Annotated in this window: 12 protein-coding genes, 8 tRNA genes and 3 rRNA genes; 3 read left to right on the top strand and 20 right to left on the bottom strand. The window is 42.9% G+C overall.

What is annotated here, in order from left to right:
- The 4 genes from QUE46_RS06355 to QUE46_RS06340 all read right to left on the bottom strand — a co-directional run bounded on the left by QUE46_RS06355 (position 1) and on the right by QUE46_RS06340 (position 4,983).
- The gene (locus QUE46_RS06355) at positions 1-327 is read right to left on the bottom strand and encodes a hypothetical protein (RefSeq protein WP_286247686.1); all 327 of its coding nucleotides are present in this window, start codon (positions 325-327) and stop codon (positions 1-3) included.
- A gap of 59 nt (positions 328-386) precedes the next feature.
- Positions 387-2,054: a sodium:alanine symporter family protein gene (locus tag QUE46_RS06350; RefSeq protein WP_286246891.1), complete on the bottom strand. Its 1,668-nt coding sequence runs from the start codon at positions 2,052-2,054 to the stop codon at positions 387-389.
- Between the two features lie 158 nt (positions 2,055-2,212).
- Complete coding sequence (locus QUE46_RS06345) at positions 2,213-3,340, bottom strand: M14-type cytosolic carboxypeptidase (protein ID WP_286246888.1); 1,128 nt, start codon at positions 3,338-3,340, stop codon at positions 2,213-2,215.
- Between the two features lie 200 nt (positions 3,341-3,540).
- Complete coding sequence (locus QUE46_RS06340) at positions 3,541-4,983, bottom strand: glyceraldehyde-3-phosphate dehydrogenase (protein ID WP_286246886.1); 1,443 nt, start codon at positions 4,981-4,983, stop codon at positions 3,541-3,543.
- Positions 4,984-5,157: 174 nt separating this feature from the next.
- Between QUE46_RS06340 and QUE46_RS06335 the strand changes: the two genes are divergently transcribed.
- Positions 5,158-5,958, top strand: coding sequence for a DUF2989 domain-containing protein (locus QUE46_RS06335; protein ID WP_286246884.1), 801 nt, complete (start codon positions 5,158-5,160; stop codon positions 5,956-5,958).
- A gap of 113 nt (positions 5,959-6,071) precedes the next feature.
- On the opposite strand, the gene ihfA is transcribed toward QUE46_RS06335, so the two are convergent.
- From ihfA to QUE46_RS06295, 8 genes are all read right to left on the bottom strand, one after another.
- Positions 6,072-6,371: an integration host factor subunit alpha gene (gene ihfA / locus QUE46_RS06330; protein WP_002960690.1), complete on the bottom strand. Its 300-nt coding sequence runs from the start codon at positions 6,369-6,371 to the stop codon at positions 6,072-6,074.
- A gap of 2 nt (positions 6,372-6,373) precedes the next feature.
- Positions 6,374-8,761, bottom strand: a complete 2,388-nt coding sequence (pheT, locus tag QUE46_RS06325; RefSeq protein ID WP_286246837.1) for a phenylalanine--tRNA ligase subunit beta — start codon at positions 8,759-8,761, stop codon at positions 6,374-6,376.
- A gap of 15 nt (positions 8,762-8,776) precedes the next feature.
- Positions 8,777-9,757, bottom strand: a complete 981-nt coding sequence (gene pheS / locus QUE46_RS06320) for a phenylalanine--tRNA ligase subunit alpha (protein ID WP_286246835.1) — start codon at positions 9,755-9,757, stop codon at positions 8,777-8,779.
- A gap of 82 nt (positions 9,758-9,839) precedes the next feature.
- Positions 9,840-10,550, bottom strand: a complete 711-nt coding sequence (hda, locus tag QUE46_RS06315; protein ID WP_198401346.1) for a DnaA regulatory inactivator Hda — start codon at positions 10,548-10,550, stop codon at positions 9,840-9,842.
- Positions 10,550-11,605 carry a DUF2066 domain-containing protein gene (locus QUE46_RS06310; RefSeq protein ID WP_286246830.1) on the bottom strand — a complete coding sequence of 352 codons (1,056 nt, stop codon included), beginning with the start codon at positions 11,603-11,605 and terminating at the stop codon, positions 10,550-10,552. The genes hda and QUE46_RS06310 overlap by 1 nt, the downstream gene beginning before the upstream one ends.
- Before the next feature lie 1,034 nt (positions 11,606-12,639).
- Positions 12,640-12,754 (bottom strand): 5S ribosomal RNA (rrf, locus tag QUE46_RS06305).
- A gap of 145 nt (positions 12,755-12,899) precedes the next feature.
- A 23S ribosomal RNA gene (locus QUE46_RS06300) occupies positions 12,900-15,786 on the bottom strand.
- 270 nt (positions 15,787-16,056) lie between these two features.
- Positions 16,057-17,590 (bottom strand): 16S ribosomal RNA (locus tag QUE46_RS06295).
- Together the 16S, 23S and 5S rRNA genes form the textbook arrangement of a ribosomal RNA operon.
- A gap of 614 nt (positions 17,591-18,204) precedes the next feature.
- On the opposite strand from QUE46_RS06295, the gene QUE46_RS06290 reads away from it, so the two are divergent.
- Positions 18,205-19,620: a sodium:alanine symporter family protein gene (locus QUE46_RS06290; RefSeq protein WP_286246829.1), complete on the top strand. Its 1,416-nt coding sequence runs from the start codon at positions 18,205-18,207 to the stop codon at positions 19,618-19,620.
- A gap of 182 nt (positions 19,621-19,802) precedes the next feature.
- The gene (locus QUE46_RS06285; protein ID WP_286246827.1) at positions 19,803-21,398 is read left to right on the top strand and encodes a BCCT family transporter; all 1,596 of its coding nucleotides are present in this window, start codon (positions 19,803-19,805) and stop codon (positions 21,396-21,398) included.
- A gap of 551 nt (positions 21,399-21,949) precedes the next feature.
- Here the strand turns inward: QUE46_RS06285 and QUE46_RS06280 are convergent.
- The 8 genes from QUE46_RS06280 to QUE46_RS06245 form a co-directional block, all read right to left on the bottom strand.
- A tRNA-Leu gene (locus tag QUE46_RS06280) sits at positions 21,950-22,036 on the bottom strand.
- Between the two features lie 37 nt (positions 22,037-22,073).
- Positions 22,074-22,147 (bottom strand) — tRNA-Cys (locus QUE46_RS06275).
- A 19-nt stretch (positions 22,148-22,166) separates the two neighbouring features.
- Positions 22,167-22,242, bottom strand: a tRNA-Gly gene (locus QUE46_RS06270).
- Between the two features lie 196 nt (positions 22,243-22,438).
- Positions 22,439-22,525: transfer RNA gene (locus QUE46_RS06265), tRNA-Leu, on the bottom strand.
- Positions 22,526-22,564: 39 nt separating this feature from the next.
- A tRNA-Gly gene (locus QUE46_RS06260) sits at positions 22,565-22,640 on the bottom strand.
- Between the two features lie 90 nt (positions 22,641-22,730).
- Positions 22,731-22,817: transfer RNA gene (locus tag QUE46_RS06255), tRNA-Leu, on the bottom strand.
- A gap of 36 nt (positions 22,818-22,853) precedes the next feature.
- Positions 22,854-22,927 (bottom strand) — tRNA-Cys (locus QUE46_RS06250).
- A 27-nt stretch (positions 22,928-22,954) separates the two neighbouring features.
- Positions 22,955-23,030 (bottom strand) — tRNA-Gly (locus QUE46_RS06245).
- Positions 23,031-23,212: the final 182 nt, after the last annotated feature.

Below are 23,212 nucleotides of genomic sequence, written 5' to 3'. Positions count from 1 at the left end.
TCATCTTTTCTTTTTTAGAGTCACTAAAATAACGCGGTTTACTAAGTACCAAATACAGCCAACACCAATTGCGACTGTATAAGCGTACCACTCAAGGGTTTCTTTTGCGGGCTGCAAAAAGTACAAGCAAAAAAAGCCACCTAAAAATAGTATGAGCGCCAAGAAAGAATGGTTCATAAACATTTGCTGTTTTTTAATTCGCTGTTCGCGCTGAAGCTGTTGTACCTGCTCAGAATTAAGTGCGCCAATGTTACTATTGCAATGCGGGCACTGCTGATGTTTATCTGAAATTGATTTTGCACACTTGGGGCAATGAATAATCGCCATACTACTCTCCATACTACGCATAAAAAAAGCGCCTTGCGGCGCCTTTTATTGTACTTGTTTTATTGCTCGTTGTCTTTTTTGAATTTAACCCAGTAGTCATCTACAGATTGCTTCATCTCCTTACGCAATAACATAATGCCAAATAAGTTAGGCAAGGTCATAACGACAATTGCAACGGCTGCTAATTTCCATACTAAAGTGGTATCGGCAAACGACGCCCAAAAGAACGCCGCAACGTAAAATACGCGATACGGCATAACCGAGCGATTACCAAGTAAGTAAATCATGGCACGGTCACCGTAGTACGACCATGCAATGGCAGTAGAAAATGCGAATAACAATAAGCCTATCGATACGATGTATTGGCCACTATCGCCAAAAAAGCCTCGTGTAAACGCTTTGGTTGTTAGCTCTGCTGAATGCACCAACGATTTACCAATTAAACTTATGCTGTCGTCGGTTGGCATGCCGTTTTTCACCTCAACAATACCTGTGTATTTATGTTTTTCGGTAATGCCAAAACGTATGTCTTCACCAATTGAGCGAGAATGTAATACGGTAAAACCATTACTTGTTGGCTCGCCGTTAACCACATCAATATTACCGTTAAATAGCTCTACCTTGCTATCGTTACCATTTAGGTAGTTGTATAGCTCTTGGCGCTGCGCTTCGTTAGTTTCTGAGTAGTCACCTTTAATAATACTCATTGATGAACGCTCAAAATGCGTTTCGAATTTTTCGTTCCACACACCTGACGATAAAATAACTAAGCCTGTTAATGTACAAATGATGATTGTATCGATAAACGGCTCTAAAATAGATACCATACCTTCTGAAACTGGTTCATCTGCTTTTGCTGATGCGTGAGCAATGGGTGCTGAACCTTGACCGGCTTCATTTGAGAACAAACCACGATTTACGCCTCTGTTAAATGCATACGCAAAAGATGCACCTAAAAAGCCACCCGCTGCTGCTGAGCCAGTGAAAGCATCAACAAAAATTGAGGCAAACGAAGGTCCGATGTTTTCTACATTGTAAAAAATAACACCTAACGCCCCCACTATGTAAATAACAGCCATAATTGGCACTACACGTGATGTAATTGCAGCAATACGCTTGATACCGCCTAAAATAACCAACGCGAGTAAAATAGATAACACAGCACCGGTTGCCATAGGGGCAAAACCAAATGTGGCTTCCATACCCTGCGCAATATTATTAATTTGAGGCAAGCTGCCTGTACCAAATGAACTAATTACAGTGGCAACGGCAAATAAAATAGCTAGCCACTTCATGTTAAGGCGTTTATCCATGTAATACATAGGGCCACCCGCCATGGTGCCGTCTTGTGTTTTTTCGCGGTATTTGTGCGAAAGCGTTACTTCTACAAATTTGGTGGTCATACCAAAAAATGCCGTCATCCACATCCAAAATAGTGCTGCTGGGCCACCAATAGAAATAGCCAAGGCCACCCCGCCAATGTTACCCGTACCTACGGTGCCAGAAAGCGCAGTAGCAAGCGCTTGAAAGTGGGTGGTGTCACCCTCGGTGCCTTTTTTGTCAAACTTACCGGTAACCACTTTACACGCATGTTTGAAATAACGAATTTGTGGGAATTTTAAATAAATAGTAAAAAATAGACCAACTCCTAACAGCACGTAGGGAAACCAAACAGCCCCCCCTAACATGCCATCTAGGCTATCTAAAAGTTGTCCGAATGCATCCACGCTAAATACCTCTTATTATTTTATTTGAGACTGTTGATTGTTTATTACTTATTGAGAGCTAGGTAATACGATAACTAAGCTATTGCGCACTTTTATTATTTGTTAATTTTGTAATAAAAAAGGGCAACATTTTAATGTTGCCCTTACCTTATACTAATTTATCTTAATTTATCAACGACATTTACGATTGCGGCTAAAGTATCTTGGCCAAATTGATACGAGCGGCGGTCTGACCAGCCGTAATCAGGATCTGGTAAGTCGTTATTGTCTTTGAAAGGCATCTCAATTGTGTAAGTAAGTGCTTTAAATTCTTCTGCGGTTGCAGATGAGCCAACCGTTAAATTAGCTTTACCCGGCTCGTCTTTATCGTAGCCGTGTTCATCTTGAAACTCAGGGGTAATAGTAAGCAGCGCTGCTTTAAAGCTATCTTCTAAGTCTTTTAAGCGGTCATCGTAGCTTGGAATCCCCTCACTACCTGCTACAAAGTTATAAGGAATAGCTTCATCGCCGTGAATATCTAAGTGCATATCTAGGCCGGTTTCGCGCATTTTATTAAGCACTAAATACACTTCTGGGCTATTTTCCATGCTCGGTGTTTGCCACTCACGGTTTAAGTTAACGCCATTTGCATTAGTACGAAGGTGACCCCGTACACTGCCATCTGGGTTCATGTTTGGGACTACATAAAATACGGCTTTTGATAAAAGCGCTGCTGCATGAGGGTCTTCATCATCAAGCAGTTTGTGTAATAGTCCTTCTACAAACCATTCTGCCATTGTTTCGCCTGGGTGTTGGCGCGCTGTGATCCAGATTGTTTTTTTATCTTCGCTAGGCTGACCAATTTTAAGCACGCTCATGTCACGGCCATCAAGTGTTTCGCCTAATGTTTGTAGTTGGCAAAGCTCTTCGCTTTGTGCCCACGCTAATAAATCTAAATGACGCTCGTAGCTGTAAGGCGCAAAGTAAGCAAAATAAACGCTACCGCACTCGGGCTCTAGCTCAAACGTTAGCGTACCATTTTCGTAATTTGACGGCACACGGAACCAGGTTTGACGATCGTACGATGCAACCGTTTGGTAACCTTCCCATCCATCTGGGTAGGCTGATTTGTCTAAATTATTAATATTTAACTTATGCAATTGATAAGGTGTTGTTTCTAAGCGAAAGTGAAACCATTGATAAAATTCAGACTGGTGATCGTTGTTAATTTCTAATTGAATATTTAGCGGATCGGTGGCTTCGATAACCTTTATGTTACCACTATCAAAATTGCTGCTGATTTTCATGAAAAAACCTTAAGGTAGAATAAGTTTATCTGCTTAACTTGCAGAACTGACACTATTTTATAAATAGTAAAATGCATAATTACGGGATAACCGCAGTACACATCTCAATAATTAAAGCCTACCACACAGGGTACACTTTAAAAATATAACGCGACTAAAAAAGCCAGCAAAAAAGCTGGCTTAGTATAATTGCGTTTATATTAGCGAGGTAAACTTGGGAAAGCCACTTCAGCCATATCACGCATACAACGGACTACTTGGCAGCTGTAGCCAAATTCATTGTCGTACCATACGTATAAAACAACGCGGTTACCTTCAACAATTGTAGCTTGCGAATCAACAACACCCGCGTAGCGGCTACCAACTAAATCGGTAGATACGATTTCGGTCGAGGCGGTGTAGTCAATTTGGTCGCGCAATTCTGAATGTAGTGCGGTTTCACGTAAAAACGCATTTAGCTCTTCAACAGACGTGCTGCTATTGAGGTTTAAGTTTAATATGGCAAGCGATACATTAGGTGTAGGCACACGAATCGCATTACCTGTTAGCTTACCTTCAAGCTCAGGAAGCGCTTTAGATACCGCTTTAGCTGCACCTGTTTCGGTAATTACCATATTAAGTGCAGCAGCACGTCCACGACGCTCTGCTTTGTGGTAGTTATCAATAAGGTTTTGATCGTTTGTGTAAGAGTGTACGGTTTCTACGTGGCCGTTATTAATACCAAACTTATCGTTTAATGCTTTAAGGGTTGGCGTAATCGCATTGGTGGTACAGCTTGCTGCACATACGATTTTATCTTCAGGCTTGATGTCTTGGTTATTTACACCATAAACAATGTTTTTAATATTGCCTTTAGCCGGTGCTGTTAATAGTACTTTTGCAGCCCCTTTAGACTCTAAGTGCTGGCCAAGGCCTGCTTCGTCTTTCCAAATACCGGTGTTATCGACTACTAGTGCATTTTCGATACCGTAAGCGGTGTAATCAACCTCGCTTGGCGAGTTAGCATAAATCACTTGGATGTAGCTACCATTCGCTTTAATTGCATTACGCTCTTTATCAATAGTAATTGAGCCATTAAATGGGCCATGAATTGAATCGCGACGTAGCAAGCTTGCACGTTTTTCAAGGTCGCCTTCTTTACCACCACGTACCACAATTGCGCGTAGGCGTAAGTCGGCATAAGGACCTGATTTTTCGATTAATAAGCGCGCCAATAAACGCCCTATACGACCAAAGCCATACAATACAACATCACGCGGCTCTTTGGCTGGTGAGTCTGCAATTTCGGCTAATTCGTCTTTTACAAATTCATCAACTGTGCGGCCATTAGCAGCCTCACCGTACAAGTAGCTATAAGCAAGTTTACCAATATCAATACGAGCTGAATTTAGCTCCATTTTGCTAATCGCTTCTAAAAACGGAAAGCTTTCACGTAGGCGTAATTTAGTGCCTTCGAATTGCGCTACAGTTTTATGTGATTTGATAATATCGATAGTACTGGCATTAACGAGAGGACGGCCATATACAGCGATTTCTATGCCACGGTTACGATAAAGCTTACCAATAATAGGTTGCATGCTTTCGGCGTAATCTTGGCGCTCTTGCCAACTATTTGTATATTCTAATTCGTGAGATGAGGTCATTTTATTTACCTAATTTAATCATTTTGAACGGATAGCCTTTAAAAATGCATTAGATTTTGAGAGTAATGCACTCCAGGCAGGGCTATTCTAAGTTAATCTAAAGTTATTCTCTACTGTTAGCGCACAAATGATTGCGCTAGAATAGTAATGTATATATTCATTTGAGGTTAAGGGATGGTTTTAAGAGCAAGCGTAATACTAACAATGCTAGCGTTAACAGGATGCGAAGAACCACTGACTCTCGCTCAGGTATGTAAAGAAACACCTGGCTTTTGCAGTGATTTAAATAAAGATAGTCATTGTAAGAATGAACGCTCTGAGGTTATTTTAAAACGCTATATTGAATATAAAAAACCCACAGATGAAAATAAATACCAATTACTTAAAGGGTTTGAGTCGTATAATCAATGTATTACTTTAGCCGCAAAAATAGAACATATTAAGCTAAAGTCTAAAACGACCTCGCGCATAGAAGGCCAACTTACAAGCCTTAAAGAAATGACACGACTTTATCAAGACACAAAAAACACAAACCACCCTGGTTTGCTTTACTATCATTGGTCACGTAATAATGAACAAAGTGCACTAACACGGTTACTTGCATTAGAAAATGATGAAAGCGTAACAAGTAGTGCAGAGATGCAGTTTTACCTCGCTTCTTATTACATTAAATTTGATGATGAAAAAACGATTGATTTGCTTTACAAAACGCTTGAGCTAAATAAACCAGGCCAACAGCCAAACCCTGAAGTGTATGCCTCGTTAATCAGCTTGTTTTATAAGCACGATAAATATAAACACGCTTATATTTTTTCGAAAGTGGCGCAAAGCGCTGGTATTGAGAATATAGATTTATTACCAATTGAGCATCAACTTATGAGCGATGGTAAAAATTTAGACGCACTCGATTCCCTTGCTCAACAAACGTATGAGCAAATACAAAACGGTGAGTTTGTATCGCCACGAGAATTTTAGGTAAGCAAAACCCTGGCATTATCTCAGCCCGCAATAATTCTTAATCATTTTGCGGGGTTAAACGTGTCGCCAAATGGTTTTTAAATAAAAAAGGCAGCTTACGCTGCCCTTTTTTATTTTGCTTTGCTTGTACCCACTTCTACACGGGTTTTAAGCTTTTGACCTGGTCTAAAGGTCACCACGCGGCGCGCCGAAATAGGAATGTCTTCTCCTGTTTTCGGGTTTCGGCCTGGTCTTTCTTTTTTATCACGAAGATCAAAGTTACCAAATCCAGAGAGCTTAACCTGCTCGCCTTTTTCAAGCGCTGAGCGGATTTCTTCAAAAAACGCTTCAACTAAATCTTTGGCATCTTTTTTATTGATCCCGAGCTTTTCAAATAGGTGTTCAGCTATGTCGGCTTTAGTAAGCGCCATATCTAGTCCCTCAACGATGCATTAAACTTTTCGGCCAATGTGGCCACCACGTTATCAACTACCAGATTGATATCTTTCTCTTCGAGTGTTCTATCAACCGCCTGCAGTGTTAGAGCAATCGCCAAACTCTTATAATTTGGCTCAATACCTTTGCCCTTATACACATCGAATAAGTTTAGGTCAACCAATTGATTTCCGCCAACTTTTTCTATTGTGCTTAAAATATCACCTGAATTAACGCTGTCAGCCACTAAAATCGCGATGTCGCGGCGATTTGAAGGGAATTTTGAAACCCCTACAGCTTGCGGTAAATTTCTTTTTTCTATTGCAGACATTTCAATTTCAAATACAAAAGTTGCGTTATTGATATCTAACGATTTTTGCACCTGAGGATGAAGAGCACCAAAAAATCCTACCTTTTTACCATCAACATAAATTACCGCTGATTGGCCCGGGTGGAAACCGTCTGACTGCTCTGCTTTAATTTCAAAACGGCTTGTATCGTTGGTGATTGCTAATAAGGCTTCAACATCACCTTTTAAGTCGTAAAAATCAACGTTACGTTTTTGCTCAACCCAATGCTCGCCGTGTGCAAGGCCGGTGATCACACCGCCAATAACAGGCACTTGCTGCAGGCCATTTTCTGCGCTGTCATCGCTGATAAATTTAAGACCATGCTCAAATAAACGAATACGTGGTTGTTGACGATTTTGATTATACGCAACCGATGCTAAAAGCCCTGGCATTAAGCTTACACGCATAGCCGACATTTCAATTGAAATTGGGTGCGGCAGTATAAGCGGTGTACTTTGCGGGTGTATAATTGCTTGTGCTTTAGGGTCTACAAAGCTGTACGTAATTGCTTCTTGGTAGCCACGTGTCACTAATATATTGCGAAACTTGCTAAGTGCAATTGTAGACTCATCATGCGTAGTCATTTTTAACTTTGCAGTAGGGGCAACATTTGGGATACTGTTGTAACCATAAACACGCGCAACTTCTTCAATTAAGTCTTCTTCAATAGAAATATCAAAACGGTAGCTTGGAATATCAGCACTCCAGCTGTTGTTTTCAAACTTAACGTCTAACCCTAAACGAGTTAGAATATCAGTCACTTTAGCATCATCAATATGATGACCAATTACACGGTCTAAACGCGCACGACGGAGGCGTACTTCTGTCACTTTTGGCAGTTTATCAGCAGCCACCGCTTCTACAACAGGTCCTGCTTCGCCGCCAACAATATCAAGTAATAAAGCAGTTGCACGCTCCATTGCATCATGTTGAAGAGCAAAATCTACCCCACGCTCATAGCGGTGTGATGCATCGGTATGTAGACCGTAACTACGGGCTTGACCTGCAATCGCGACCGGGTTAAAAAACGCGCTTTCTAATAAAATATCAGACGTTTTTTCTGTTACACCTGATTGCTCGCCACCAAAAATACCTGCAATCGCAAGTGCTTTATTATGATCGGCTATCACAAGTGTTGATTCGTTCAGTTTTGCAGTATTACCATCAAGTAATACTAGCTCTTCGCCTGCATGGGCATTACGAACTTTAATACCACCTTCAATTGCACTTAAATCGAATGCATGCATTGGATGGCCAAGCTCTAGTAATACATAGTTAGTAACATCAACAACAGGATCAATTGAGCGAATACCACTACGGCGAAGCTTTTCAACCATCCAAAGCGGTGTTTCTGCATCAAGGCTAATACCCTTTATCACTCGACCAAGGTAGCGAGGACATGCTTCTTCGTTCACCAGCTCAATGGATACTTTATCGTCAATTGCTGGAGTAACTGCTGGAATAGCTAATACATTTACATCAATGCTGTTTAAAACACCTACTTCACGAGCAAGGCCTTTTATACCTAAACAGTCACCACGGTTTGGCGTTAAGTCAACATCAATAATGCTGTCATCAAGGCCTAAGTATTCACGAAGATCTGCACCAATTGGCGCATCACTTGGTAGCTCCATGATACCGTCGCCTTCTTCACTAATACCTAGCTCAACAAAAGCACACAGCATGCCGTGTGATGGCTGACCGCGCAATTTGGCTTTTTTGATTTTAAAGTCGCCCGGTAAAACAGCACCAACAGTTGCAACAGCTACTTTAATGCCTTGGCGGCAGTTTGGCGCACCACACACAATATCAAGTAGCTCATCGCCACCTACATTGATTTTAGTAACGCGAAGTTTATATGCATCTGGGTGCTGTGCGCACTCAACAACTTCACCAACTACTACGCCATTGAAATCCGCTGCCGCGCTCTCAACTGCGTCAACCTCAAGGCCAGCCATAGAAAGCTGTTCCGAAAGAGCTTGCGTATCAATAGCAGGATTTACCCACTCTCTTAACCACTTTTCACTAAATTTCATTTTATATTTTCACTCTTAACGGAACTGGTTTAGGAATTTTAAGTCATTTTCAAAAAATGCACGTAAGTCGTTTACGCCATAGCGCAGCATGGTTAAGCGCTCTACGCCCATACCAAAAGCAAAACCGGTGTATTTTTCTGGGTCAATACCTACTGACTTAAGTACGTTAGGGTGAACCATGCCACAACCTAATACTTCGAGCCATTTACCGTCTTTACCCATAACATCTACTTCAGCTGAAGGCTCTGTAAATGGGAAGAATGAAGGACGGAAACGAATTTCCATATCTTCTTCAAAAAAGTTACGTAAGAAGTCGTGTAAAATACCCTTAAGCTCTGTGAAGCTTACATCAGTATCAACCATTAAACCTTCTACCTGATGAAACATCGGAGTATGCGTTTGGTCGTAGTCGTTACGATATACTCGACCTGGCGAAATAATTCGCAGTGGCGGTTGCTCTGTTTCCATAGTACGAATTTGCACACCACTTGTTTGGGTACGCAGTACTAACTTAGGATTAAAATAAAAGGTATCGTGATCAGCACGCGCTGGGTGATGCTCAGGAATATTTAACGCATCAAAGTTATGAAAATCATCTTCTACTTCTGGGCCTGATTTAACAGCAAAGCCTAGCTCGCCAAAAAAGCTTTCAATACGCTCAATTGTGCGTGTTACCGGATGAAGGCCACCTGTAGGCATTACGCGCCCTGGTAAAGTTACATCAATTGTTTCAGCAGCTAGCTTTTCTTCAAGCGCTTTACTTGCTAAAAGTTCACGCTTTTCATTAATTGCTACTTGTACATCTTGCTTAGCTTGGTTAATTACTTGGCCTGCTTCTTTGCGTTCTTCAGGAGCAATTTTACCCAGTGTTTTAAGTAAGCTTGTGATTTCGCCTTTTTTACCAAGGTAATTAACCCTGATCTCTTCTAGTTGCGCGATTTCACTGGCACTGGCAACTGCCTCAAGTGCTTGCGCTAAAATATTTTCTAAGTTCATTCGATACCTGATCTTTCACAGAAGGTGATTACAATTTTGTTGACTAATGATAACTGAAAGCAGGGTCTAGATTCTAGACCTACTACAGCTTTAACGTTGATTTTATGAAGGGAATTGTTAATTTTCGTTGTGCGGCCATTGATGCGTGATCTAATTTGTCTAATACGTCTAATAAAGCACGCATATCACGACTCAAGCGAGTCAATAAAAAGCGTGCGCATTCATCACTTAGTTCAAGCCCACGCATATGAGCTCGCTTAACAAGCGCTTGTGCTTTATCATCATCACTCATTGATCGAATTTGAAAGGTGGTTCCCCACTTTAGCCGAGACTCTAAGTCGGGCAAACTGATATTAAGCATATCAGGGAGCAAATCCGCCGTAACCACTAACATTTTTCCGGGCTCATTAAAGCGATTAAAAAAGTTAAAAAGGGCTTTTTCCCAGGCATCATTGCCAGCGACTAAGTGCACATCATCAATGCATAATACGTCAAGTGCTTCTAAGCCATCTAACACCATAGGTCCAAAATCGATAACTTCACGCATAGACAAAAGCATGTTTGACAAGCCCCGTTCTTGGGCTTGTATACAAGTAGCGTACAATAAATGAGATTTACCAGAATCGCCTAAGCCACACAAATAGGTGTATTGAAATTTGTTGGCAAGCTTTGAAAAACTCGCTTTAAGGTGATTTACCTCTAAAGAGTCTTCCCCACCAAAGTAAGATGCAAATGTTTCATCGTCAGGCAATGTAACAGGTAGTGCCATTTGCATAGGCTCAGCGCTTAGCATTACTCACCGACCCATTGATACTCAAGACTGTTTTTGTCTACAACATGGTAAAATGCGCGAGGGTCTACATAATCTCTAAATGCACTATCAAGCCCAAGGCCCTTTTTAAGATCTCCTACACTACCGGTGTGGTTAAGCTTAAATTCGACAAATTCTGGGGTTTTGCGCATTATGGTTGCTTGCGTCACTACACTCAAACTTTGTAGGCGACGTTTGGCAAGTTCAATGTCGACAAAGCTTTGAGTACCCTTTAAGGTAAGCGTAGCCGCAGCCTGCTCATAATACGCGTTAGGGTCGATTGCGTATTCATTGGCTAAACCCAACGCTAAGCTGTCTATCATCTGACCTACTATTTGTTGTTTATCACCTTCAAGACGGTTTGAATCAAATAAATCATCATTAGTAAAACGCCAGTCTAAAATCCAAGTTTCGCTGTCGGGAGCTTGATACATGCGTGCTGTAATGCTGCGCTCGGCACTATAACGGCGCGACGCCTCTTCAACAGGCTCCGAAAAATTACCCCATACCTCAGGAATGCCAACCAAACGTCGGTCTTGTAAATCTAATAGTGGCACTACAACAGGTAAACCACGTCGTCCGGCTTTATCGTATATAAGCTGCTCTAACTGAGGATAACTCTCTTGTGTAACAAGCTCTCTGCGCCAGTTATCCTCAATACCTAACCAAATAGCAACTAATGGGCGTTGAACACCCCAAAGAGGTAAATTTAATTCTTTAATTAATTCATTGATTTTACGCGCTTCAAACTTAACAACGAGATGAAGCTGTCCGTTTGCTTTTTCATCGTATTCAAACTTGAGCATGTAATCAGAAATGTTTTTGGTGCGCTGCTGAGCAAGCTTATTTTGATCTGCGGATTCATCCCCGCTTACCTTTACTAACACATTGAGTAATGCTTTGCGGCTAGCGGCTAAACGCGTGTCTCGACTTTTATCATAGACTTTTAATATATCTTGATACAGATCAGTTACTTCAACTGCCGACACAGAGAAACAAAATATAAATGATATGGCACTAATTAATAATCTATACACTGGTTATTAGTTCTTGGTTTTAAACTGTTTTGATCCTAAATCAAAGCTAGTAACAAAGCAAAATTATATTTGTAATCTAGTTATTTTGAATAAATACGTTTATTTTAAAGCTTAAATACAGAAACAAACTGCCTCTTAGTAATATACAAAGGGATATTCATTGGCTAGGCGAATATACAGAACGCACACAATAAACTTTAAAAGCAATATTATGATTATGTAGTGTGCTTTATCCGAGAGTTTAGTGATACTCAGCCCACGCTACGAAAGTGGGGGAGACTGTGTGAATAAAATCTAATAACCCAACTCGTGAAATAAGAACACTATAATTATTATCGATGATTTTTAGCGCCGGATGTCGCTTTGCTCGCCCGACCTACATGATAGGTTTAGAAGTGAATGTATTATGTGTGCGAATTTCGCTTGTCTGAAGACGTAAAAAAGCCGCTTCGAAATGAAACGGCTTTCGTGTATTTAGAGTCGGTGCGCTACGCAGTAGAATGTCCTGGTGCCCACAGCGGTAGTGAGCCACATAGCAAAGTACTCTTAATGTTTTTTAATGGGATTCACTGGGCACTGAGGTGGTCGTCGCGTTCTTTTACCCGTGGGTTTCGTGATACTCAACCCACGCTACGAAGTACAGCTTGACGCTGTGCAGCTGATAACTGATGGCTGATAGCTAATAGCTAATAGCTAATATTTTTACTTTCCTTAAGACGTAAAAAAGCCGCTTCATTTCTGAAGCGGGTTTCCCGTATTTGGAGTCGGTGCGCTACGCAGTAGAATATCGTGGTGCCCACAGCGGTAGTGAGCCACATAGCAAAGTACTCTTAATGTTTTTTAATGGGATTCACTGGGCACTGAGGTGGTCGTCGCGTTCTTTTACCCGCGGGTTTCGTGATACTCAACCCACGCTACGAAGTACAGGTTGACGCTGTGCAGCTGATAACTGATGGCTGACAACTAATATTTTCACTTTCTTACAGACAGCAAAAAACCCGTCACATCGCTGTAACGGGTTTCTCTTATTTGGAGCCTGGCAATGTCCTACTTTCACATAGCAAATGCTACACTATCATCGGCGCTGTTTCGTTTCACTACTGAGTTCGGCATGGGGTCAGGTGGGTCCAAAACGCTATGGTTACCAAGCAAATTAGGTGTTAGTCCGTATTTCTACGTACTAACTAAATCTGGAAAATATCTGATAATATTTTTTAAGTTTCTTCGTTGCTATCTACTTTAGCTATTAACTTCTGTCGCTTGTTTCTGTCACATAAAACGCGTTTGGCGTTGTATGGTTAAGCCTCACGGGTAATTAGTACAGGTTAGCTTAATGGCTCACACCACTTCCACATCCTGCCTATCAACGTTGTAGTCTTCAACGGCCCTTCAGAGACTTTAAAAGTCTAGTGAGAAATCATCTCGAGGCCTGCTTCGCGCTTAGATGCTTTCAGCGCTTATCAGTTCCGAACGTAGCTACCGGGCAATGCCATTGGCATGACAACCCGAACACCAGCGGTTCGTTCACTCCGGTCCTCTCGTACTAGGAGCAACCCCTCTCAATTCTCAAACGCCCACGGCAGATAGGGACCGAACTGTCTCACGACGTTCTAAACCCAGCTCGCGTACCACTTTAAATGGCGAACAGCCATACCCTTGGGACCGACTTCAGCCCCAGGATGTGATGAGCCGACATCGAGGTGCCAAACACCGCCGTCGATATGAACTCTTGGGCGGTATCAGCCTGTTATCCCCGGAGTACCTTTTATCCGTTGAGCGATGGCCCTTCCATTCAGAACCACCGGATCACTATGACCTACTTTCGTACCTGCTCGACGTGTCTGTCTCGCAGTTAAGCTGGCTTCTACCATTACACTAACCGTACGATGTCCGACCGTACTTAGCCAACCTTCGTGCTCCTCCGTTACTCTTTGGGAGGAGACCGCCCCAGTCAAACTACCCACCAGGCACTGTCCGTAACCCCGATTCAGGGGCCAACGTTAGAACATCAAAACTACAAGGGTGGTATTTCAAGGACGACTCCACAAAAACTAGCGTCTCTGCTTCTAAGTCTCCCACCTATCCTACACATGTAGGTTCAATGTTCAGTGCCAAGCTGTAGTAAAGGTTCACGGGGTCTTTCCGTCTAGCCGCGGGTACACAGCATCTTCACTGCGATTTCAATTTCACTGAGTCTCGGGTGGAGACAGCGTGGCCATGGTTACACCATTCGTGCAGGTCGGAACTTACCCGACAAGGAATTTCGCTACCTTAGGACCGTTATAGTTACGGCCGCCGTTTACCGGGGCTTCGATCAAGAGCTTCGTCCGAAAACTAACCCCATCAATTAACCTTCCGGCACCGGGCAGGTGTCACACCGTATACGTCATCTTGCGATTTTGCACAGTGCTGTGTTTTTAATAAACAGTCCCAGCCACCTGGTCACTGCGGCTCCCGTCCGCTTAGAGAGCAAGTCTCATCACAGATAGGAGCGTACCTTCTCCCGAAGTTACGGTACGATTTTGCCTAGTTCCTTCACCCGAGTTCTCTCAAGCGCCTTAGTATTCTCTACCTGACCACCTGTGTCGGTTTGGGGTACGATTCGGTATAATCTGAAGCTTAGAGGCTTTTCCTGGAAGTATGGCATCAGCAACTTCACACCCTTGGGTGCTCGTCTCGTGTCTCAGCCTAACAGCAACCCGGATTTACCTAAGTCACTAGCCTACTCACTTTCACATGGACAACCATCGCCATGCTTGCTTAGCCTTCTCCGTCCCCCCATCGCAATTATACCAAGTACGGAAATATTAATCCGTTTCCCATCGACTACGCCTTTCGGCCTCGCCTTAGGGGTCGACTTACCCTACCCTGATTAACATGGGATAGGAACCCTTGGTCTTCCGGCGTGCGGGTTTTTCACCCGCATTATCGTTACTCATGTCAGCATTCGCACTTCTGATACCTCCAGCAACCCTCCCGAGTCACCTTCAACGGCTTACAGAACGCTCCCCTACCACTCATCCTAAGATGAATCCGCAGCTTCGGTGCATAGTTTAGCCCCGTTACATCTTCCGCGCAGACCGACTCGACCAGTGAGCTATTACGCTTTCTTTAAAGGATGGCTGCTTCTAAGCCAACCTCCTGGCTGTCTGGGCCTTTCCACATCGTTTCCCACTTAACTATGACTTTGGGACCTTAGCTGGCGGTCTGGGTTGTTTCCCTCTTCACGACGGACGTTAGCACCCGCCGTGTGTCTCCCGGATAGTACTTTACGGTATTCGGAGTTTGCAAAGGGTTGGTAAGTCGGGATGACCCCCTAGCCTTAACAGTGCTCTACCCCCGTAAGTATTCGTCCGAGGCTCTACCTAAATAGATTTCGGGGAGAACCAGCTATCTCCCGGTTTGATTAGCCTTTCACTCCTAGCCACAGGTCATCCCCTAACTTTTCAACGTTAGTGGGTTCGGTCCTCCAGTTGATGTTACTCAACCTTCAACCTGCCCATGGCTAGATCACCGGGTTTCGGGTCTATACCTTGCAACTATTCGCCCAGTTAAGACTCGGTTTCCCTACGGCTACCCTAATCGGTTAACCTCGCTACAAAATATAAGTCGCTGACCCATTATACAAAAGGTACGCAGTCACAGAACAAGTCTGCTCCTACTGCTTGTACGTACACGGTTTCAGGTTCTATTTCACTCCCCTCACAGGGGTTCTTTTCGCCTTTCCCTCACGGTACTGGTTCACTATCGGTCAGTTGGGAGTATTTAGCCTTAGATGATGGTCCACCTATATTCAGTCAAAGTTTCACGTGCTCCGACCTACTCGATTTCACTCAAAATGCGTTTTCATGTACGGGACTATCACCCTGTATCGTGGCACTTTCCAGAGCCTTCCATTAACACATAATCAGCTTAAGGGCTGTTCCGATTTCGCTCGCCGCTACTATCGGAATCTCGGTTGATTTCTTTTCCTACGGGTACTTAGATGTTTCAGTTCTCCGCGTTCGCCTCGTTAACCTATGTATTCAGTTAACGATACCTGCAAGCAGGTGGGTTTCCCCATTCGGAAATCCTAGTCTCAAGCGCTTTTTACTAGCTTGACTAGGCTTATCGCAAGTTAATACGTCCTTCATCGCCTCCAACTGCCAAGGCATCCACCGTGTACGCTTAGTCACTTAACCATACAACCCAAACGGGTCTTTGTTATGTGACAGTTTAACTTCGCCAGAAGTTAATATTGAATACTAAAGTAGATACCAATTAATCATTCTATTGAATAATCAATGGCATTTTTTACTTTTGAAAACTCTTGATAAATACAATGTATTTATCAGAATTTTATTATCAGCTTTTCCAAATTTTTAAAGAGCATATTAATTAGTTAAGCCAGTGGCTTAGCTAACTAACAATCATCTGTGTGGACACTACGAACAAACAAGTTCTAAATCGTATAAGGAGGTGATCCAGCCCCAGGTTCCCCTAGGGCTACCTTGTTACGACTTCACCCCAGTCATGAATCACTCCGTGGTAAACGTCCTCCCGAGGGTTAGACTATCTACTTCTGGAGCAACCCACTCCCATGGTGTGACGGGCGGTGTGTACAAGGCCCGGGAACGTATTCACCGCGTCATTCTGATACGCGATTACTAGCGATTCCGACTTCATGGAGTCGAGTTGCAGACTCCAATCCGGACTACGACGCACTTTAAGTGATTCGCTTACTCTCGCGAGTTCGCAGCACTCTGTATGCGCCATTGTAGCACGTGTGTAGCCCTACACGTAAGGGCCATGATGACTTGACGTCGTCCCCACCTTCCTCCGGTTTATCACCGGCAGTCTCCTTAGAGTTCTCAGCATTACCTGCTAGCAACTAAGGATAGGGGTTGCGCTCGTTGCGGGACTTAACCCAACATCTCACAACACGAGCTGACGACAGCCATGCAGCACCTGTATCAGAGTTCCCGAAGGCACCAAACCATCTCTGGTAAGTTCTCTGTATGTCAAGTGTAGGTAAGGTTCTTCGCGTTGCATCGAATTAAACCACATGCTCCACCGCTTGTGCGGGCCCCCGTCAATTCATTTGAGTTTTAACCTTGCGGCCGTACTCCCCAGGCGGTCTACTTAATGCGTTAGCTTTGAAAAACAGAACCGAGGTTCCGAGCTTCTAGTAGACATCGTTTACGGCGTGGACTACCAGGGTATCTAATCCTGTTTGCTCCCCACGCTTTCGTACATGAGCGTCAGTGTTGACCCAGGTGGCTGCCTTCGCCATCGGTATTCCTTCAGATCTCTACGCATTTCACCGCTACACCTGAAATTCTACCACCCTCTATCACACTCTAGTTTGCCAGTTCGAAATGCAGTTCCCAGGTTGAGCCCGGGGCTTTCACATCTCGCTTAACAAACCGCCTGCGTACGCTTTACGCCCAGTAATTCCGATTAACGCTCGCACCCTCCGTATTACCGCGGCTGCTGGCACGGAGTTAGCCGGTGCTTCTTCTGTCAGTAACGTCACAGCTAGCAGGTATTAACTACTAACCTTTCCTCCTGACTGAAAGTGCTTTACAACCCGAAGGCCTTCTTCACACACGCGGCATGGCTGCATCAGGCTTGCGCCCATTGTGCAATATTCCCCACTGCTGCCTCCCGTAGGAGTCTGGGCCGTGTCTCAGTCCCAGTGTGGCTGATCATCCTCTCAAACCAGCTAGGGATCGTCGCCTTGGTGAGCCATTACCTCACCAACTAGCTAATCCCACTTGGGCCAATCTAAAGGCGAGAGCCGAAGCCCCCTTTGGTCCGTAGACATTATGCGGTATTAGCAGTCGTTTCCAACTGTTGTCCCCCACCTCAAGGCATGTTCCCAAGCATTACTCACCCGTCCGCCGCTCGTCATCTTCTAGCAAGCTAGAAATGTTACCGCTCGACTTGCATGTGTTAGGCCTGCCGCCAGCGTTCAATCTGAGCCATGATCAAACTCTTCAATTAAAAAGTTTTTATGTTCCTAAGAACAGCTCAATGAATTCTGAATTTATTTAATATCTTTCGATATTGAATTGACTGTGCTGCAATTCCTACCGGAGTAGTTATTGCTGTTGGTCACTCAGTTTCAATTGAGACTCTAAGTTTGTTTTCCTCACTTAGTAAACTAAGCTTGGCTGTTAGAACTCAATCTGTACGAGTGCCCACACAGATGATTGCTTTATATTGTTAAAGAACGTTGCGATTAAAACGTTAAACTTTATCTCGCTAGGGCTGCGCATTTTACGCTTTCCTATTTTTTTGTCAACACTTAATTTTGTTAAACTTAAAAGTTTTTAAAACTAAGTTTTACTCGACTCACTGATTGACTCTTGCCTCGCTAAGCGTTGCTGTCTGCCGTCTCAGTGGGGTCGCATTATAGGGAGAACGAATTTATACGCAAGCGTTTTATTTGATAAAATTGCATTTAATTTTTACTCATAAGCACTCCACACTGAAGACACACGTTATCCACAGAAACCTGTGGGTAACAATGCTTTTTTGCTTTTAAAACTAAACTCTTTTGACTTGTTATGGTAAGTTGCCAGCACTTTTTCAACTCATGTACTTAGGTAGTATTCATGACAGATATAATAAATAGTATAAGTGCCTTACTTTGGGGCCAAGTTCTCGTCTACTTATTAATAGCAGCAGGTGTATTTTTTACCATTCGCTTAGGCTTTATTCAATTTGTACAATTCCCACATATGTTTAAAGTTATGTTTGGCTCACGTAAATGTGGTGGAGATGAGATTTCTTCTTTTCAAGCTTTTTGTACTTCTTTAGCGGCGCGTGTTGGAACAGGTAATATGGCCGGTGTTGCTGTGGCACTTTATTTAGGTGGCCCTGGCGCTATATTTTGGATGTGGTTGATTGCTTTAATAGGTATGGCAACTAGCTTTGCAGAAAGTACGTTAGCACAAGCTTATAAAACTAAAGACGCTGATGGCAACTTTAGAGGCGGTCCTGCTTATTATATGGAACGCGGTTTAGGCAAACGCTGGATGGGTGTGTTGTTTTCATTGTGCTTGATTTTAGCCTTTGGCCTGGTATTTAATGCTGTACAGTCAAACTCTATTGCTGCCGCATTTGAAGTAGCGTTTGATGTACCTAAGTATATAGTAGGCATTGCACTTGTAATTGGCTCTGGCATCATTATTTTTGGTGGATTAAAAACAATATCACGTTTTGCCGAAATGGTTGTTCCATTTATGGCGCTTGCCTATTTGCTAGTTGCTATATATGTATGTGCGGTTAACTTTACTGCCCTGCCTGATGTTATTGTACTTATAATTAAAAGTGCATTTGGTTTAGAGCAAGCAGGCGCTGGGGCAATTGGCTATGGTGTAACGCAAGCTATGATCCAAGGTATTAAGCGCGGTTTGTTTTCAAACGAAGCCGGTATGGGTAGCGCAGCCAATGCTGCTGCAACGGCAACACCTTACCCACCGCACCCAGCGTCACAAGGGTACGTGCAAATGCTAGGTGTATTTATAGATACTATTGTGATCTGTACAGCCACTGCCTCATTAATCTTACTGTCTAATCAACTTGTGCCTGAATCGGGTGTACTAGGAATAGAGTTAACGCAAGCTGCACTGCAAGAGCACGTGGGTGATTGGGGAACGTACTTTATCGCCATTGCCATTTTGTTTTTTGCATTTACTTCTATTGTCGCGAATTACTCATATGCCGAAACAAACTTAATGTTTTTAGAGCATAACTCTAATAAAGGAATGTTTATATTTAGATTACTTGTATTAGGTATGGTTATGTTTGGTGCCATTGGTGAACTAGGTATTATTTGGACACTTGCTGACATTTCTATGGGCCTAATGGCTATTGTAAACGTGGTTGCACTCTTTATGCTATCTGGTGTTGTTGTGTGGTTATCAAAAGATTACAACGCGCAAAATAAGCAAGGTGTATTACCGACGTTTGACAAAGACAAACACCCTAAGCTTGCAAAAGAGGTTGATCCTAACGCATGGAAGTAACGCTAAATTAAAAATTATCAAGCGAGCATTAGCTCGCTTTTTTTTGCCTTACAAACTATATAAAAATTTATCAATGTATTTCAAAGATATATACCATAGTTAAATATCAGTAATAGGCGCTTTTTGATTTACTTACGTACAATAAAATTGAAGTTTGTTATCTATAATATAAAGGAGTCATGATGGATGACCAATTGAACAAATACAGTATTGACACTACGGATTACCAGGTAGGTCAAGATAACGTGCAAAAATGGGGGTTTGATGTTCATAACCCAGTGTTTGGAATAAGCGCATTTTTAGTCATACTATTTGTTGCCCTTACTTTATTGCTTGACCCTGAAGTCGTCAGGGAAGCACTTACCTCAACTAAAGATGCCATTATCAATAAATTTGATAGCTACTTCATGTTGATTGCTAATGGTTTCGTATTATTTTGCTTTGCACTTGCGCTCTCCCCTCTTGGTAAAATTCGCTTAGGGGGTGTTGATGCAAAACCTGAACATGGTTATCTCTCATGGCTGGCAATGCTATTTGCCGCAGGAATGGGAATAGGTTTACTATTTTGGGGTGTTGCAGAGCCTGCAGCCTATTACACAGATTGGTACTTAATGCCAATGAATGCTGAGCCAAACACCCCAGAAGCTCATTCTTTAGCCATGGGTGCCACCATGTATCACTGGGGCTTACATGGTTGGGCTATTTACGCCATTGTTGCACTTAGCTTAGCGTTTTTTGCTTACAATAAAGGCCTTCCATTATCTATACGATCCGTGTTTTACCCTTTATTTGGCGATCGTGCTTGGGGTTGGCTGGGTCATGTTATTGATATTCTTGCTGTACTCTCTACGCTTTTTGGTTTAGCAACGTCTCTTGGTTTAGGGGCGCAACAAGCAACAAGTGGTATAAATTATTTAATAGGCACAGATTACGGGGCTGCTTTTCAAATTACGGTTATAGCGCTCGTTACCTGTATTGCTATTGTTTCTGTTATTAAAGGGATTGAAGGGGGTGTGAAAGTACTTAGTAACATCAACCTTATCTGTGCATTTATTTTACTTGTAGCCATAATATGGCTTACTTTTGGTGATTCAATTACAGCAATATGGTTTACCTTCGGTGCATATGTGGAGCATATAATTCCGCTTAGTAATCCGTTTGGCCGTGAAGATGAAGACTGGATGCATGCTTGGACAGTATTTTACTGGGCATGGTGGATATCGTGGTCGCCATTTGTAGGAATGTTTATTGCCCGCGTTTCTAGAGGTCGTACCGTGCGAGAATTTTTATTAGTCGTCATTGGGCTGCCAACACTATTAAGCTTGGTTTGGATGGGGGTATTTGGTAATTTAGCGATTTCACAAATTATTGATAAAGTAGGCCCACTAGGACAAAACGGTTTAACCGATATCTCTGTGACGCTATTTCAGGTTTATGAGCAGCTTCCGCTTAGTGGTTTCATTAGTGTTATTTCGATTGTACTTATTTTAGTGTTTTTTATTACCTCTTCTGATTCTGGCTCGCTTGTAATAGATGGTATAACCGCTGGCGGAAAAATTGATGCGCCGGTACCACAACGTATATTTTGGGCATCGATTGAAGGGGCTATAGCTGCCGTATTACTGTGGGTAGGAGGCTCTCAAGCCTTACAAGCTTTGCAATCGGGAGTAGTAACAACTGCGTTACCTTTCTCAATTGTGCTTATTTTAATGTGCGTGGCGCTTATTCAAGGTTTAATGAGCGAGTTCCCTATTTATAAGGCACAAACAAAGTTATAGCATTATATACTTTAGTAAAGCGGCCTTGTGTGTCGCTTTGCTCACTATTTTATTTCCTCTCTTACCTAAGCTCCAGCTAATACGTTAACGAACGTACTAAAGCGCCAAACTAGTTAGCTATAGCAATCATCTTTATAAGCACATTTTTAAATAAGTAGCGCTTATATAAATACATAAAGCCCAGCGCTATTATTTACACCTTTAGCTATCAAGCTAATATCATCAGGTAGCGACACGTTCAGCCCCGCAGAATAATTAAGTATTATTGCGGATTGGTATAAGATTGCTTTGATGAACTGAACTGAATGTAAACGGCGTTAAAAGTAGCCTATTAGCAGCAAAGGAATATAGTAAAAGTAATGTAGGTTTAATCAGCTAATGCTAACGTACAACAAAACGTATACTCTGCTTTAAGCACGATTGTCTTGCTTCAAATCATTCACCTAATTAAGGCCAATTGCTATTAACTTTTAAAAGATAGGCAAAAAAGAAACGAAGTAATTGTTTAAAATTAGGATGTATTTAAGTTACTAAAAGAACTTTAGTAAGATTGGTGCCCGAGGCCGGACTTGAACCGGCACGACTTGTTAGTCGAGGGATTTTAAATCCCTTGTGTCTACCAATTCCACCACTCGGGCATCGAGTTTGCTATTTAAAGCATGTGGAGTAATTAAATGGAGGCGGAACCCGGAGTCGAACCGAGGTGGACGGATTTGCAATCCGCTGCATGGCCACTCTGCCATTCCGCCTTAACGCTTCCAAATAATTTGGAGCGGCACACGAGGCTCGAACTCGTGACCTCGACCTTGGCAAGGTCGCGCTCTACCAACTGAGCTAGTGCCGCGTTAAACTTTGTCAGTAATTTGTCCGTTGGTGCGCGACCATGTCGCGGTAAAACGTTCTGGCAACTGAGCTAGTGCCGCGTTAAACTTTGTCAGTAATTTGTCCGTTGGTGCGCGACCATGTCGCGGTAAAACGTTCTGGCAACTGAGCTAGTGCCGCGTTAAACTTTTAATTATCTTGGTTGAATAATTAAAAAGTGGTGCCCGAGGCCGGACTTGAACCGGCACGACTTGTTAGTCGAGGGATTTTAAATCCCTTGTGTCTACCAATTCCACCACTCGGGCATCGAGTTTGCTATTTAAAGCAAGTGGATAAAACTAATATGGAGCGGCACACGAGGCTCGAACTCGTGACCTCGACCTTGGCAAGGTCGCGCTCTACCAACTGAGCTAGTGCCGCATCATATTAATTCTAAATTCAATTACATAAACTAATTTATGTAACGTTGTTTTTATAAATTACACTTGGCGATGTAATTAAACCACAAAGTGGTGCCCGAGGCCGGACTTGAACCGGCACGACTTGTTAGTCGAGGGATTTTAAATCCCTTGTGTCTACCAATTCCACCACTCGGGCATCGAGTTTGCTATTTAAAGCATGTGGAGTGTTGAATGGAGGCGGAACCCGGAGTCGAACCGAGGTGGACGGATTTGCAATCCGCTGCATGGCCACTCTGCCATTCCGCCAAACCGTTGGACAACCTAATGAAAACTTGGAGCGGCACACGAGGCTCGAACTCGTGACCTCGACCTTGGCAAGGTCGCGCTCTACCAACTGAGCTAGTGCCGCATTATTATTTAATTATCTGCGTTATTCAACATCTTGCGATGTTTGCGCTGTTAATTAAGTAACTTTGGTTTTCTTTATCTTAGGGGCTATGCCCTCTCAACACGGACGCATTCTACAGAGATTATTAAACGCGTCAACACAAAAAATGCCACTTTTGAACTGTTTGATTATTTTTTATCTAA

Source organism: Pseudoalteromonas sp. MM1, from assembly GCF_030296835.1.
Lineage (GTDB): Bacteria > Pseudomonadota > Gammaproteobacteria > Enterobacterales > Alteromonadaceae > Pseudoalteromonas.
Note: the sequence above shows the minus strand (reverse complement) of the source record. Positions and strands in the feature narration are given on the sequence as shown.

Excerpts from the sequence above, each read along its gene's own strand:
- QUE46_RS06355 (WP_286247686.1), bottom strand. The coding sequence starts at position 327 with ATGGCGATTATTCATTGCCCCAAGTGTGCAAAATCAATTTCAGATAAA.
- QUE46_RS06345 (WP_286246888.1), bottom strand. The coding sequence starts at position 3,340 with ATGAAAATCAGCAGCAATTTTGATAGTGGTAACATAAAGGTTATCGAA.
- QUE46_RS06340 (WP_286246886.1), bottom strand. The coding sequence starts at position 4,983 with ATGACCTCATCTCACGAATTAGAATATACAAATAGTTGGCAAGAGCGC.
- QUE46_RS06335 (WP_286246884.1), top strand. The coding sequence starts at position 5,158 with ATGGTTTTAAGAGCAAGCGTAATACTAACAATGCTAGCGTTAACAGGA.
- ihfA (WP_002960690.1), bottom strand. The coding sequence starts at position 6,371 with ATGGCGCTTACTAAAGCCGACATAGCTGAACACCTATTTGAAAAGCTC.
- pheT (WP_286246837.1), bottom strand. The coding sequence starts at position 8,761 with ATGAAATTTAGTGAAAAGTGGTTAAGAGAGTGGGTAAATCCTGCTATT.
- pheS (WP_286246835.1), bottom strand. The coding sequence starts at position 9,757 with ATGAACTTAGAAAATATTTTAGCGCAAGCACTTGAGGCAGTTGCCAGT.
- hda (WP_198401346.1), bottom strand. The coding sequence starts at position 10,550 with ATGCTAAGCGCTGAGCCTATGCAAATGGCACTACCTGTTACATTGCCT.
- QUE46_RS06290 (WP_286246829.1), top strand. The coding sequence starts at position 18,205 with ATGACAGATATAATAAATAGTATAAGTGCCTTACTTTGGGGCCAAGTT.
- QUE46_RS06285 (WP_286246827.1), top strand. The coding sequence starts at position 19,803 with ATGGATGACCAATTGAACAAATACAGTATTGACACTACGGATTACCAG.